We start from the raw sequence: 12802 nt of genomic DNA, 5'->3' as shown, positions 1-12802 counted from the left end.
GTCAGCCCTCGATCAGGAAGGTTGCTCGCAGACTGCGCTGAGCTTGTTGCCATCGGGATCGCGGACATAGGCGGCGTAGAAGTTGGCGTGGTAGGAGCGCAGGCCGGGGGCACCCTCGTCGCTGCCGCCATGGGCCAGCGCCTGCGCATGGAAGGCATCTACGGCGGCGCGGCTTTCCGCATCCAGCGCAACCATCGAGCCATTGCCGATGCTGGCCGCGCGCCGGTTAAAGGGCATCACCACCCAGAGGCGGCAACGGCTGTCGCCATCGGCAGCATAGCCGATCTCTTCCTCCGAATCCCGCTGGCGCCTGTAGCCGAGGCCCGCCAGAACAGCATCGTAGAAATCGCCGGCGCGATGGATATCGTTGGTTCCGATGGTGACGTAAAGCAGCATCCGCAAAGATTAGCCAGAGAGACTGGCTATTCATAGTGATGCTTTGAATAATTTGGAAACTAGGCTTAATTCGTCTCTTCTTCGATATCCGCCTTGCGACCTTTGAAGCCCTTGGCAAGCAGGAACATCTCGACGGATTCCTGCCTCGACGAGGCCGGCTTGACGTGTACGACCTGCTTGAAGTTCTGCTTGAGCAGCGTCAGCAGGTCACGCTCGGCGCCACCCTGGAAGGTCTTTGCCAGGAAATGGCCGCCTTCAGCCAGCACTTCGATAGCGAAATAGGCAGCGACTTCGCAGAGATGCATGGTGCGCAGGTGGTCGGTGCGATGATGGCCGGTGGTCGGGGCTGCCATGTCGGAGAGAACGATATCCGGCTGGCCGCCAACCGCCTCGATCAGGAGGCGCGGTGCGTGTTCGTCGAGGAAGTCGAGCTGCAGGATCTTGACGCCCGGCAGCTGCGTCATTTCGAGGAAGTCGATCGCAGCGACGCGGATGTCCTCGTCGGTCGAGCCGGTCACCTTGGCAGCGATCTGCGACCAGCTGCCTGGGGCCGCACCGAGGTCGATGATGCGCTGCGCACCCTTGAGGATGTGATGCTTCTCGTCGATCTCCAGCAGCTTGAAGGCGGCTCGGGCGCGATAACCCTCGAGCTGCGCCCGCTGCACGTAGGGATCGTTGATGTGACGATGCAGCCACTGGCGCGACGAGGCTTTCATCTTCTTCTTGGTGACGCGCTGGCCAAGCTTGCGGCCGGTGCGGTTGGCACCTACGGGTGGTTTGGTCATCGATACGACCCCTTCAATTGTTCGGACGATAGCCGCGGCGCGAGCGACCGCGCCGCCAGACCCCGTCATCTGCCATCATGTCGGTGAGCAGGCCTTCACGCAATCCACGATCGGCAACGCGCATGCGCGGGCTCGGCCAACGGCGGCGGATGGCCTCGAGAATGGCGCAGCCGGCCAGGACCAGATCGGCGCGATCTGGCCCGATGCACGGATTGGCAGCGCGACCGGCGAAATCCCAGGAGAGCAGCTTTGCCTGCATTGCCGTCACCTCGTCGTCGGACAGCCAGACGCCGTCGACCTTGCGACGGTCGTAACGCGGCAGATCGAGATGGACGCCGGCGAGCGTCGTCACCGTTCCGGAGGTGCCGATCAGGTGGAAATCCGTGCTGTCGCGCATAGCAAGCGGCGACGGCGGGCAATCGAACTTGTCGAGCATGCCCTCGACTTCGTTGATCATTGCCTCGAAGACGACAGGGCTGACGTCGCGGCCCCCGTGACGCTCCGACAGGGTGACGACGCCGACCGGCAGCGACGTCCAGTGGGTGATGTGGTTGGCAAGGCGGCTGGAGCGGTGATCGTCGATGCGAATGACGGCAATCTCGGACGAGCCACCACCGATGTCGAACAGCACCACGGAGCGGGCTTCCGGGCCGACCAGCGAGGAGCAACCGGAGACGGCAAGGCGCGCTTCTGTCTCCCGGTCGATGATCTCGAGCTCGAGACCGGTTTCCTCGAGAACGCGCGCGAGGAACAGCTCGCCATTTTCGGCGGCGCGGCAGGCTTCCGTGGCAATCAACCGCATCCGGCGGATATCGCGCGCCTTCAGCTTCGCGGCACAGATGCGCAGTGCTTCCACGGCGCGGTCCATGGCATCTGTCGAAAGCCGCCCGCTGGCACCGAGGCCCTCGCCGAGCCTGACAATGCGAGAGAACGCATCGATGACGCGGAACTGCCCGGGACGCGTAGGCTGGGCGATCAGCAGCCGGCAGTTGTTGGTGCCGAGATCCAGCGCCGCATAGAGATCGACCGGCTGCTGGTGGTGGTGATCGATGCTGTCGGCGGCAGGCTTCGGATCGGCATGCGTCTGCGGCTGATGCCGGCCATGAACATGGTGCTGCGCGGCATTGCGGGCATTCGCGGCGCCGTGGGCAGGAGGGACCACATGTGCCGGCTTTTCCTGCGCGAGGGGACGCCCCTGCAAACCGCGCTTGCCACGATGCTTGCGTCGGTTCGCACCGTTTTTGGGAGCCTGAGCCAGCGACGGCCGCTCGGGATGTGCCTCGACAATCGTCATGACATGGATCGTCGCATCGGCCACCGCGACGGTCGTGCGCTCGCCGCCATTGGCACGACGGCGACGCTTCCGCTTGCCATGCGGCTGGGTGCTTTTGTTATCTTTGGGGCGCATGGCGGGATCAGCGGCGCTGATCGGGCCTGGTTCCGCAGGGGAGGCTATTTCGCGCGGAGGTCCGCCACGCTTTCGCCTCGCGCGCCGGGAAGGTTTTTTCCCACGCTCTGCTACCGACGCCCCGCCTGTTTGCGGCTTTGAGCCGCTGTCGGGGTCTTCCACGTGTGTCTTCCATCGCACCGCGCAAGGCCGTAACGGCATGCAGCTGGCACTCATTTGATTTTCGTTGGTGCGAGGATACCAGCATGCGCGGCTTTCGCCAAATTCTTTTTGAATACAGTGCCGGTTGAGCCACCATGCTACCGTCTCATGCGGAAAGCCTGGCCCGCACCTGCTCCGCCGCGATCTTCATACGGTCGGCGTCGGCGTGGCCGATCAGCATGAAGGCGTGTCCTCTGGCCGACCAGTAGACGACATTCATGCCGTGACGGCGTTCCGTTTCAGGTCCTGCGGCAGCGCCTGCAGATTTGACGATACACAGCGCCATCGGGCCGTCCTCCGGGTCGAGATAGGCGATCTGGGCCAGCGGTTCGCCGTCGTATTGCAGCACTTGAGCTCGACGGAAATCGGCACCGGGAAGAGCGATGGCCTCGGGGCTGAGGGAAAGGCCGATCTTCGATCCGACCCGGTCGAGTTCCGCCAGTTGCGCCGCCCTGTCGCCTGCGGGCGCACTCAGCGTATCCGGGCTGTAAAGCGCGACATAGTCGGCGACGACAGCGCGCCATTCGGCGCCCTCGCCCGGCTGGTTCAATCGGCGATCGACACCGATGACGGCACGGTCGATGGCAATGCCGGCAATGACACAGGCGGCTGCCGCGGCGAGGAAACCGCGCCGGCCGATGGCGGCGGTAAATCGATGACTGGCTTTTACGGGTGGAATGGATGCGAGCATGGCCTCCAGCCGGTCGCCCGGCGCTGCGTCCAGAAGCGGCTCGAAGGCAGCGGCATAGGGAAGATCGGCGCGGCTGAGCTGGTCGAAGCGCTCGGCAACCGAAGGATCGGCGCCGATCAGCGCCTCCACCCTTGCAGCCTCGTCGGCGCCGAGTTCACCATCGATGAAGGCGGTCAGCAATTCGTCGGAGAGACCATGATTTCTGTCGCGGGTGCTCATCGCCGTTCCTCGTTCGATCGTCTCTCGCCGTCCGATGGCGCCATGTTCTCCGCGAGTTTGGCCCTTGCGGCGGCCAGCCGGCTCATCACGGTGCCAATGGGCACGTCGAGGACGGTCGCCACCTCGCGGTAGGATAGGCCTTCCACATAGGCCAGAAAGACAGCAGTCCGCTGGGCCTCCGGCAGGTCCTGGACCTTGCGCATGACCTGTACGGCCATGAGATGCGTTTCCGTCTGCGCGGCGCCGTCGAACACGAGGATTTCGTCAGCCTCGACAAAGCCCTGGCCCATCCGGACCCGCCGCGAACGCACCTCGTTCAGCCAGATCGAATGCAGGATCGCGAACAGCCAGCGATCAAGCCTTGTACCGGGATCGTATTGGCCGGCTCGCTCTAGGGCCCGCACGCATGTTGCCTGGACGAGATCGTCGGCGACATCGCGCTGCCTCGAGAGCACGATGGCATAGCGCCAGAGGCGCTTCAGATGCTGCGACAGGCCGGCCCTGATGTCGTCTTCGCTGGCGATGGCATCCTCCGCAGGCAAGGTTGTGCTGCGAGCCGCCGGTTTGGCCGGCGACTGCGCTGTTGTCCGACTATAGGCCGGAACCGTCACCCGCCCATAGGGCGGAAATGTCAAAGGAGCGACTGACAAGCGGATGCCCTTTCGCAGACGCCGTTGATGGTGACCGGCGTGACGATGCCGAGAGGAGGAGATCAGATCTTGGCAGGATGCTCGATGGCCTCATGCAGGTCCTGATACTCTTCGCAGCCGGTGCCGCAGATCGACTGGATGGTGGCCAGCTGGTCCTTGGCGAGATCGACCTGACCCTTGATGACGTAGGCCTCGCCCAGATATTCGCGGACCTTGGCGTATTTCGGATCGAGCTTGACCGACTGCAGGTAGTAGGAAATGCCCTCATCAGTGCGGCCGAGCTTGCGGGTCGCATAGCCGCGATAGTTCAGCACCTCGGCGTTGTTCTGGTCCTTCACGGTATCGAGCATGGCCAGCGCTTCCTCGTAACGGCCTTCCTTGGCCAGCGCATAGGCATAGTCGGCGCGGTCTTCATCGCTGATATTGGCGCCGGACTGCTTGACGCACTTCTTTTCCTTCTTGTCGTAGACTTCGCCCTTCTTGCAGGTCGGCGGCGCGCTCTCGCTGTCGCCGGCGGCAAAGACAGGCACAGTCAGGGTGCCGAGGGTCAGGCAGGCGCCGACCGCGATTGTTGCGAAGCGAATTGCAGTGTTCGTCATGGGAAGGTCTCCTTGGCTGAATTGAACGTTGCGGCAGGAGAACACCCGAGGCCGGTGGATTATTCGACGGCTGAGCAACTATTTCCATGCATCACTCGTTTGCCTGTTCTCACGACCAAGTGATCGCCCCACATCGAATATTTCAACGTACCAAGTGTTGTCGGCAGCAGCGCGCGAACAGCGCCAAAGGAGACAGTTTTTGACAGACCAAGTTAAGCTCGTCGGACTGGCCGTTGCCACGCCCGAGCACGTCATTTTGCAGTCGGAAGCCAAGGAAATGGCCGCCCGACTGTTCTCGGATCGCTACCGCGAATTCAAGCCGCTATCGCGCGTCTTCGACAATGCCGGGATCACCAAGCGGCATTCGGCGAGACCTTTGTCATGGTTCTCCGAACCGCACGCCTGGAAAGACCGGCTCGCCGCCTATGCCGAGGTCGCCAGCGCACTTTTCGTCGAGGCAACCACAAAGGCGCTAGATCACGCTGGTCTGACGGCGGCCGATATCGACTGCATCGTCACCGTATCGTCGACCGGCTTTGCGACGCCAAGCCTCGAGGCGCGGCTGGCCGGCCAGATGGGTTTCCGCGCCGATATCGAGCGCGTTCCCGTTTTCGGGCTGGGTTGTGCTGCCGGTGTCTCGGGCTTTGGCATTGCCACGCGCATGGCCAGGGGCCGGCCCGGGGCGACCGTGCTGTTCGTCGCCATCGAACTCTGTTCGCTGTCGTTCCGGCTGGATGCCCCGACCAAGCCGAATATCATCGCCACCGCGCTGTTCGGCGACGGCGCAGCCGCCTGTATCCTGCGCGCAGGGCCCGGCGGGCTGGCCGAGGTGGAGACGACGGGCGAGCACCTATTTCCGGATACGCTCGGTATCATGGGCTGGCAGATCGACGACGCCGGCTTCGGCATCATCCTCGAGCAGTCGCTGCCGCGATTTGCCGAGGCGGAGGTGGGTCCGGCAATCGCCTCGATCCTGGCGCGCTCGGGGCTGGCACTTTCCGATATCGACCGGTTCATCTGCCATCCCGGCGGCGCCAAGGTCCTGGTCGCGCTGGAAGCGACCTTCGGACTGGAACCGGGATCGCTTGACCACGAGCGCGCCGTCATCGCCGAATATGGAAACATGTCGTCTCCGACCGTGCTTTTCGTGCTCGAACGGGCCATTGCCGCAGGCCTGCCCGAACGCTCGGCGATGGTCGCCATGGGACCGGGCTTCACGGCCAGTTGCGTCACGCTGAAGAGGGTCGCCTGATGTTGCCTGCAATTGCACTCCTGACCTTCGTCACCCTGCAGCGCCTGGCCGAACTGGTGCACGCCAAGCGCAACACCAAGGCGCTGATGGCGAGAGGCGGACGCGAGATCGGGGCGGAGCATTACCCCTATATGGTGGTCATGCACGCGGCCTGGCTGGTTGGCCTGTGGGTCTTCGGCTGGAACCAGCCCATCAACCTGTTCTGGCTGGCCGTCTTTGCCGTTCTGCAGCTGCTACGCGTCTGGATTCTTGCCACCCTTGGCGGGCGATGGACGACGCGGATCATCGTCCTGCCGAATACCCCGAGGATCGTCACGGGACCCTACCGCTTCTTCAGCCATCCGAACTATGTGATCGTCGTCGGCGAGATCGCAGCTCTGCCGCTGGCGTTCGGACTGCCGCTGTTTGCGCTCGTTTTCTCGCTGCTCAACGCGGCGATGCTGACCGTCCGCATCAAGGCCGAGAACAAGGCATTGAAGGACGCGATGCTTTAAGCTTGCACGGTCTCATTTTTTATTTGCAACGCAGCAATTCGACAGGCACTTTCCGGGTTTGAAAATGCTGACCGACCGCAGGGAATTATGACAAAAGACGCAATCGTGCTTGGCGCCGGCATTGTCGGCGTATCGACCGCAATCCACCTGCAGCGCCGCGGCCGGCAGGTGACGCTGATCGACCGCAAGCAGCCCGGCCAGGAAACGAGTTTCGGCAATGCCGGGCTGATCCAGCGCGAAGGTGTCGTTCCCTATGGTTTCCCCCAGCAGTTTGGCCTGCTGCTGAAATATGCGCTGAACAACCGCATCGATGCCCACTATCATCTGCGCGCCCTGCCCGGCCAGCTGGCATTCCTCGCGAAGTACTGGTGGAACTCCAATGCCAAGCGGCATGCATTGATCTCCCGGGCCTATGCGCCGCTGATCGAGAACTCGATCCTCGAACATGCCGACCTGATCCAGGCCTCAGACGCCGAACATCTGATCCGTAAGGATGGCTGGATGGAGATCTTTCGCACCGAGGCCAAGCGCGACGAGGAATTTGCCGAGGCCGCCAAGCTGAAGCGCGAATACGCGGTGGATTTCGAGGCGATGACCCCCGCCGACGTCGCCCGTGCCGAGCCGAACATCATGGGCCAGTTCGTCGGCGGTCTGCGATGGAAGGATCCTTGGTCGGTGCTCGACCCTGCCGGGCTCACCAACGCCTATATGCGCTATTTCGAGAGCCTCGGCGGCCGGTTCGTGCGCGGCGACGCAGCCTCGCTCGGCCAGTCGGGATCGGGCTGGCGGGTGATGACTTCGGAAGGCCCGTTGCAGGCCGACGATGCCGTGTTGGCGCTCGGTCCCTGGGCCGACACCGCGACCTACCGCCTGGGCTACAATTTTCCGCTTGGCGTCAAGCGCGGCTATCACATGCATTATGCGACCGAGGGCAATGCCGTTCTCAACAACTGGACGCTGGACAAGGAGCGCGGCTACTTTCTGGCGCCGATGAACCAGGGCATCAGGCTGACGACAGGCGCCGAATTTGCATCCCGCGATGCGCCGAAGACGCCGGTGCAGCTCGACCGCGCCGAAAAGGTCGCCCGCACAATCTTCCCGCTCGGCGAGCGGCTGGATCCTGAGCCATGGATGGGTGCCCGTCCGTGCACGCCCGACATGATGCCTGTCATCGGCAAGGCACCGCGCCATCAAGGCTTGTGGTTCGGCTTCGGTCATGCGCATCACGGTCTGACGCTTGGCCCGGTCACCGGTCGCGTTCTGGCCGAGATGATCACCGGGGAAGCGCCGTTCATCGATATTTCGGCCTATGGACCGGAGCGCTTTCGGCCCTGAGGGGCGACAATCATGTCCCCGTTGCCCGCAGTCATGGCATGCTCGTTCGCTTTTTCGCACAACTGAAGAATAGTGTTCCTCTCGCCGGGAGAGGAACAGGCGTAAAAGTGCTTCCTGCAATCAGGAGCATGTCATGTCTGTCGCCTCGCCGTCCATCAACGAGACCAAAGCCCCACTGCTGGGAGCGCCGGGGGTAGGATCGCTCGCCGCATTGGTACTGGGCACAGTGCTTCTGGGCTATTTCTACGGCCCGGCCCAAGGTGCGCTGTTCCTCGTCGGTGGAGCACTCGGCATTGCGCTCTACCACGCTGCCTTCGGTTTCACCTCCGCATGGCGGGTGTTTATCGTCGATGGGCGCGGGCGCGGACTGCGGGTGCAGATGATCCTGCTGGCGCTCGCTGTCATCCTGTTCTTTCCATTCCTTGCAAGCGGGTCGCTGTTCGGCCATGAGGTGAAGGGCTCGGTCTCGCCGGCCGGGATCGGCGTCATCGTCGGTGCCTTCATGTTCGGCATCGGCATGCAACTCGGCGGCGGCTGCGCTTCAGGCACGCTGTTTACCGCTGGCGGCGGCAATGCCCGCATGCTGGTCACCCTGTTCTTCTTTGTCGTCGGCTCGGTTCTGGGCACCGTCAACTTCGACTGGTGGTGAGCCTGCCCGCGCTTCCACCGATTTCGCTGGTACAGAGTTTCGGCGCAGTTGGCGGCATTGCGGTCTCGCTCGCCATTTTTGCAGTCATCGCCGGGCTGACGGTTCTGGTGGAAAAGCGCCGGCACGGGGCACTCGAGACCGAGGCGCCAGCCAGGCGTCACGGTCTGCAGCGCCTGCTGCGCGGTCCATGGCCGCTCGTCCTCGGTGCGGTCGCGCTGGCCCTGCTGAATTTCGCGACGCTTTCGATTGCCGGTCGTCCTTGGGGTATCACATCCGCATTCGCGCTCTGGGGCGCCAAGGGCGCAGCGCTCATCGGCATCGATCCGACCGCCTGGACCTACTGGCAGACGCCGGCCAATGCGAAAGCTCTGACGGACAGCGTCTTTGCCGATGTCACCTCGGTGATGGATTTCGGCATCATTGCCGGCGCGATGCTGGCATCGTCGCTTGCCGGGCGGTTTGCGCCGAGCCTCGACATTCCGCTGCGCTCTATCCTTGCGGCTGTCGTCGGCGGGCTTCTGCTCGGCTATGGCGCCCGCATCGCCTACGGATGCAATATCGGCGCCTATTTCTCCGGCATAGCCTCCGGCAGTCTTCACGGCTATCTCTGGGCCGTTGCCGCTTTCGCCGGCAACGTGCTCGGCGTGCGGCTCCGCCCCTACTTCTTCTTCGAGCGCAGAGTGCTGTCGCGGGCAGACGGCTGACCAGTTCTGGTCAGCCGATTGCAGCGAGACCCTTGACTGCCGCAGCGACGATGCCGTCGATGCTGTCGTCGATATCGACGGTGACCACGCCGGGTTCGCCGGTCGGCACTTCCAGCGTCGCCAACTGGCTTTCGAGCAGCGATGTCGGCATGAAGTGGCCCTTGCGCTCGCCCATGCGGGTGTTGAGCAAGGCGCGGGAGCCTTCGAGATAGACGAAGGCAAGCGCGCCGCCGGCTTCGCGCCGCAGGCGGTCGCGATAGGTGCGCTTCAGCGCCGAGCATGTCACGACGATGCCTTCGCCGCGAGCCACGGCTGCGGCGATCTCGGCACCGATCAGGTCGAGCCAGGGCCAGCGATCCTCATCCGTCAAAGGTGTGCCACGGCTCATCTTCTCGACGTTGGCAGACGGATGCAGGGCATCCCCTTCGACGAACTTGAAGACCAGCTTGCCGGCAATTGCCTCGGCAATCGAGGTCTTGCCGCTGCCGCTGACGCCCATGACGACGATAGCCCGGGGGCCGATTGGTTCACTCATTGCATGCGGTCCTGTTACTCGTGTTCAGTCCAGCGGAAAATGGCAGGCAAACCCATGCGCCGCAGCCTGGTCAAGCAGCGGCTCGTTTGTCCGACAGAGATCCTGCGCTTTCCAGCAGCGCGGATTGAAGTGGCAGCCAGTCGGCGGATTGAGCGGCGACGGCAGTTCGCCCTGAAGGCGGATGCGCGTCTTGGCGCGCTCGGGATCGGCAATCGGCGTCGCCGACAGCAGGGCTGCGGTGTAGGGATGACGCGGATGGGCAAAGACATCGGCGGCGCTACCAGTCTCGACCGGGCGGCCGAGATACATGACCATGACATCATCTGCGATGTGGCGCACAACAGACAGGCCGTGCGAGATGAAGAGATAGGCGAGCCCCATTTCCTTCTGCAGGTCCATCAGCAGGTTCAGCACCTGTGCCTGGATCGACAGATCGAGCGCAGAGACCGGCTCGTCGAGAACCAGCACCTTCGGCCGCAGCATCAGCGAGCGGGCAATTGCGATGCGCTGGCGCTGGCCGCCGGAGAACATGTGCGGATAGCGGTCGTAGTGCTCAGGCCGTAGACCGACGCGCTCCATCATCGCCTCCGCCTTGGCGCGGCGGGTGGCTGCATCTTCCGTTGTGTTGATCTTCAGCGGCTCTTCGAGGATCGCCCCGACCTTCTGGCGCGGATTGAGCGAGCCGTAGGGGTTCTGGAAAACAATCTGCACCTGGCTGCGAAGGCTGCGGTCGCCGATACGGGCCGGCTTGCCGTCGATCAGCAGTTCGCCGGCGGTCGGATCCTCGATCATCGTGACCAGGCGTGCGAGCGTCGACTTGCCGCAACCGGATTCGCCGACGACGGCCAGCGTCTTGCCGGAATAGAGGCTGAAGCTGACGCCGTTCAGCGCCTTGACGGTGGCGTCCGGCTTGAACATGCCACGATTGACGGTGTAGTAGCGGGCGAGATCGCGCCCTTCGAGAACGGCGCCGCTCATCGGACGTCTCCTGCAGATACTGCGACACGAACGCCGGGATGGTTGAGCGGAACGCCCTTGACCAGCGGATAATTGCACAGGGCATTGCCGAGATCGGCGCCCTGGCGGACGACCGCGCGATCACATTCGGCGGTCGCGAACGAACAGCGCGGCGCAAACAGACAGGCCGGCGGACGGTCGTGCTGGCCGGGAACGACACCGGCGATAGACGGCAGGCGCTGGCCGACGACGGCCCGTTCCGGAAGTGCCGACAGCAGCGCTGCGGTATAAGGATGATGCGGGTCGCGGAACAGCTCCTTGACCGGCTGCTCCTCGACCTTCTGGCCGGCGTACTGGACCTGAACGCGCTCGGCGGTTTCGGCCACCACACCCATGTCGTGGGTGATGAGTACAAGGGCCATGCCCTTTTCCTGCTGCAAGCGCACGAGCAGATCGAGGATCTGGGCCTGGATGGTGACATCGAGCGCCGTTGTCGGTTCGTCGGCAATCAGAAGCTTCGGATCGCAGGCGAGCGCCATGGCGATCATCACGCGCTGGCTCATGCCGCCCGACATCTGATGCGGGAAGTTCGACAGCCGTTCCTCCGGGGCGGGAATGCCGACCAACTGCAGCAATTCGATGGAGCGGGCGCGCCTTGCCTTGCGATCTAGACCCATGTGGACCCGCAGGGTCTCGCCGATCTGGAAGCCGACCGTGAAGCACGGATTGAGGCTGGACATCGGCTCCTGGAAGATCATCGCCATGTCCTTGCCGATGATGCTGCGGCGCTGGCGACCGGACATGCCGCGCAAGTCGTTGCCGTCAAACATCATGCGATCGGCGGTGATCTTCGCCGTCCATGGGAGCAGGCCCATGACCGCCAGCATCGCCACCGACTTGCCGGAACCAGATTCGCCGACGATCGACAGGATCTCGCCCTTGTCGCAGGTGAGCGACACGCCATCGACAGCGCGGAACACACCGGACGAGGTCTGGAATTCGACGGTCAGATTTTGGATATCGAGAAGGGACATCACGACCTCTTCAATTTTGGATCGAGGGCATCGCGAAGGCCGTCGCCCATCAGGTTGATGGCAAGCACCGTGATCAGGATGGCAAGACCCGGGAAGGTCACCACCCACCAGGCGCGCTGAATGAATTCCCGAGCCTCGGCGAGCATCGTGCCCCACTCCGGTGTCGGCGGCTGGGCGCCCATGCCGAGGAAGCCAAGCGCTGCCGCATCGAGGATCGCCGCCGAAAAGGCGAGCGTCGCCTGGACGATCAGCGGCCCGAGACAGTTCGGAAGGATGGTCTTGAACATCAGCCGCATGGTGCCGGCACCGGCCACCCGCGAGGCGATGACATATTCCTTCTCGCGCTCGGTCATGACAGAGGCACGCGCCAAGCGTACGAAATGCGGCTGGTTGACGAGCGAGATGGCGATCATCGCGTTGACGAGGCCGGGGCCGAGGACCGCCACCAGCACCAGTGCCAGCAGCAGCGACGGAAAGGCCAGGATGATGTCCATCACCCGCATGATGGCGATGTCGAGCCAGCCGCGGAAAAAGCCGGCGATCAGGCCGATGACAACGCCCGTCAGAACAGACAGCGTCACCACCACCAAGCCGATGAACAGCGAGAAGCGGGCGCCGAAGATCAGTCGCGACAGGATGTCACGGCCGACGGCATCGGTGCCGAGCACATGCGACCACTCGCCGCCCGCCATCCAGGCCGGCGGCATCAGCAGCTTCTCGCGGATCTGGTCGCTCGGGCCGTGCGGCGCTACGAATGGCGCGAAGATCGCCAGAAAGAGGACGATAAGGAACACCGCAAGTCCGATGACGGCGCCCTTGTTGCGGGAAAAATAGTACCAGAACTCCGAAAGCGCGGAGGGATGGCCGGTGTTGGTGCTGACCGAGCTCATGCA

13 protein-coding genes and 1 pseudogene are annotated in these 12802 nt (G+C 63.6%); 4 read left to right on the top strand and 10 right to left on the bottom strand.

Annotated elements, in window-relative coordinates; all coding sequences use genetic code 11:
• Window positions 1-12: 12 nt before the first annotated feature.
• The 6 genes from EQW76_RS09165 to EQW76_RS09140 all read right to left on the bottom strand — a co-directional run bounded on the left by EQW76_RS09165 (window position 13) and on the right by EQW76_RS09140 (window position 4949).
• The gene (locus tag EQW76_RS09165) at window positions 13-396 is read right to left on the bottom strand and encodes a VOC family protein (RefSeq protein WP_111217509.1); all 384 of its coding nucleotides are present in this window, start codon (window positions 394-396) and stop codon (window positions 13-15) included.
• A gap of 65 nt (window positions 397-461) precedes the next feature.
• Window positions 462-1181 (bottom strand): RlmE family RNA methyltransferase, encoded by a 720-nt coding sequence (locus EQW76_RS09160; protein WP_142824076.1) that lies wholly within the window; start codon window positions 1179-1181, stop codon window positions 462-464.
• Window positions 1182-1194: 13 nt separating this feature from the next.
• The gene (locus EQW76_RS09155; protein WP_142824075.1) at window positions 1195-2751 is read right to left on the bottom strand and encodes a Ppx/GppA phosphatase family protein; all 1557 of its coding nucleotides are present in this window, start codon (window positions 2749-2751) and stop codon (window positions 1195-1197) included.
• Window positions 2752-2896: 145 nt separating this feature from the next.
• On the bottom strand, window positions 2897-3700 hold the full coding sequence (locus tag EQW76_RS09150) for an anti-sigma factor (RefSeq protein WP_142824074.1): 804 nt from the start codon (window positions 3698-3700) through the stop codon (window positions 2897-2899).
• Entirely contained in the window at window positions 3697-4350 is a 654-nt protein-coding gene (locus tag EQW76_RS09145; protein ID WP_224128232.1) for an RNA polymerase sigma factor, read from the bottom strand. The genes EQW76_RS09150 and EQW76_RS09145 overlap by 4 nt, the downstream gene beginning before the upstream one ends.
• A 62-nt stretch (window positions 4351-4412) precedes the next feature.
• Window positions 4413-4949: a tetratricopeptide repeat protein gene (locus EQW76_RS09140; protein ID WP_142824073.1), complete on the bottom strand. Its 537-nt coding sequence runs from the start codon at window positions 4947-4949 to the stop codon at window positions 4413-4415.
• Window positions 4950-5106: 157 nt separating this feature from the next.
• On the opposite strand from EQW76_RS09140, the gene EQW76_RS09135 reads away from it, so the two are divergent.
• The 4 genes and pseudogenes from EQW76_RS09135 to EQW76_RS09120 all read left to right on the top strand — a co-directional run bounded on the left by EQW76_RS09135 (window position 5107) and on the right by EQW76_RS09120 (window position 9383).
• Window positions 5107-6201, top strand: a complete 1095-nt coding sequence (locus EQW76_RS09135) for a 3-oxoacyl-[acyl-carrier-protein] synthase III C-terminal domain-containing protein (RefSeq protein WP_257625665.1) — start codon at window positions 5107-5109, stop codon at window positions 6199-6201.
• Complete coding sequence (locus EQW76_RS09130; protein ID WP_142824455.1) at window positions 6198-6695, top strand: isoprenylcysteine carboxylmethyltransferase family protein; 498 nt, start codon at window positions 6198-6200, stop codon at window positions 6693-6695. Before EQW76_RS09135 ends, EQW76_RS09130 begins: the two co-directional genes overlap by 4 nt.
• Before the next feature lie 87 nt (window positions 6696-6782).
• Window positions 6783-8030, top strand: a complete 1248-nt coding sequence (locus tag EQW76_RS09125) for an FAD-binding oxidoreductase (RefSeq protein ID WP_142824071.1) — start codon at window positions 6783-6785, stop codon at window positions 8028-8030.
• Between the two features lie 133 nt (window positions 8031-8163).
• Window positions 8164-9383, top strand: a pseudogene (locus EQW76_RS09120) (YeeE/YedE family protein).
• 10 nt (window positions 9384-9393) lie between these two features.
• On the opposite strand, the gene EQW76_RS09115 reads toward EQW76_RS09120, so the two are convergent.
• The 4 genes from EQW76_RS09115 to EQW76_RS09100 are packed head-to-tail and all read right to left on the bottom strand — an operon-like array spanning window position 9394 to window position 12799.
• Window positions 9394-9918, bottom strand: coding sequence for a gluconokinase (locus EQW76_RS09115; RefSeq protein ID WP_142824070.1), 525 nt, complete (start codon window positions 9916-9918; stop codon window positions 9394-9396).
• A gap of 24 nt (window positions 9919-9942) precedes the next feature.
• Window positions 9943-10896, bottom strand: coding sequence for a peptide ABC transporter ATP-binding protein (locus EQW76_RS09110; protein WP_142824069.1), 954 nt, complete (start codon window positions 10894-10896; stop codon window positions 9943-9945).
• Window positions 10893-11909 (bottom strand): ABC transporter ATP-binding protein, encoded by a 1017-nt coding sequence (locus tag EQW76_RS09105; RefSeq protein ID WP_142824068.1) that lies wholly within the window; start codon window positions 11907-11909, stop codon window positions 10893-10895. The genes EQW76_RS09110 and EQW76_RS09105 overlap by 4 nt, the downstream gene beginning before the upstream one ends.
• Window positions 11909-12799, bottom strand: a complete 891-nt coding sequence (locus EQW76_RS09100) for an ABC transporter permease subunit (protein WP_142824067.1) — start codon at window positions 12797-12799, stop codon at window positions 11909-11911. The genes EQW76_RS09105 and EQW76_RS09100 overlap by 1 nt, the downstream gene beginning before the upstream one ends.
• Between the last annotated feature and the right edge of the window lie 3 nt (window positions 12800-12802).

It is taken from the genome of Rhizobium sp. rho-13.1 (genome assembly GCF_007000305.1).
GTDB classification, from domain to species: Bacteria; Pseudomonadota; Alphaproteobacteria; order Rhizobiales; family Rhizobiaceae; genus Rhizobium; species Rhizobium rhododendri.
The sequence above is the reverse complement of the archived record's forward strand: the minus strand, read 5'-3'. Positions and strand labels throughout refer to the sequence as shown.

Coding starts and splice junctions, on each gene's coding strand:
- EQW76_RS09165 (WP_111217509.1), bottom strand. CDS start 396: ATGCTGCTTTACGTCACCATCGGAACCAACGATATCCATCGCGCCGGC.
- EQW76_RS09160 (WP_142824076.1), bottom strand. CDS start 1,181: ATGACCAAACCACCCGTAGGTGCCAACCGCACCGGCCGCAAGCTTGGC.
- EQW76_RS09150 (WP_142824074.1), bottom strand. CDS start 3,700: ATGAGCACCCGCGACAGAAATCATGGTCTCTCCGACGAATTGCTGACC.
- EQW76_RS09140 (WP_142824073.1), bottom strand. CDS start 4,949: ATGACGAACACTGCAATTCGCTTCGCAACAATCGCGGTCGGCGCCTGC.
- EQW76_RS09125 (WP_142824071.1), top strand. CDS start 6,783: ATGACAAAAGACGCAATCGTGCTTGGCGCCGGCATTGTCGGCGTATCG.
- EQW76_RS09115 (WP_142824070.1), bottom strand. CDS start 9,918: ATGAGTGAACCAATCGGCCCCCGGGCTATCGTCGTCATGGGCGTCAGC.
- EQW76_RS09110 (WP_142824069.1), bottom strand. CDS start 10,896: ATGAGCGGCGCCGTTCTCGAAGGGCGCGATCTCGCCCGCTACTACACC.
- EQW76_RS09105 (WP_142824068.1), bottom strand. CDS start 11,909: ATGTCCCTTCTCGATATCCAAAATCTGACCGTCGAATTCCAGACCTCG.
- EQW76_RS09100 (WP_142824067.1), bottom strand. CDS start 12,799: ATGAGCTCGGTCAGCACCAACACCGGCCATCCCTCCGCGCTTTCGGAG.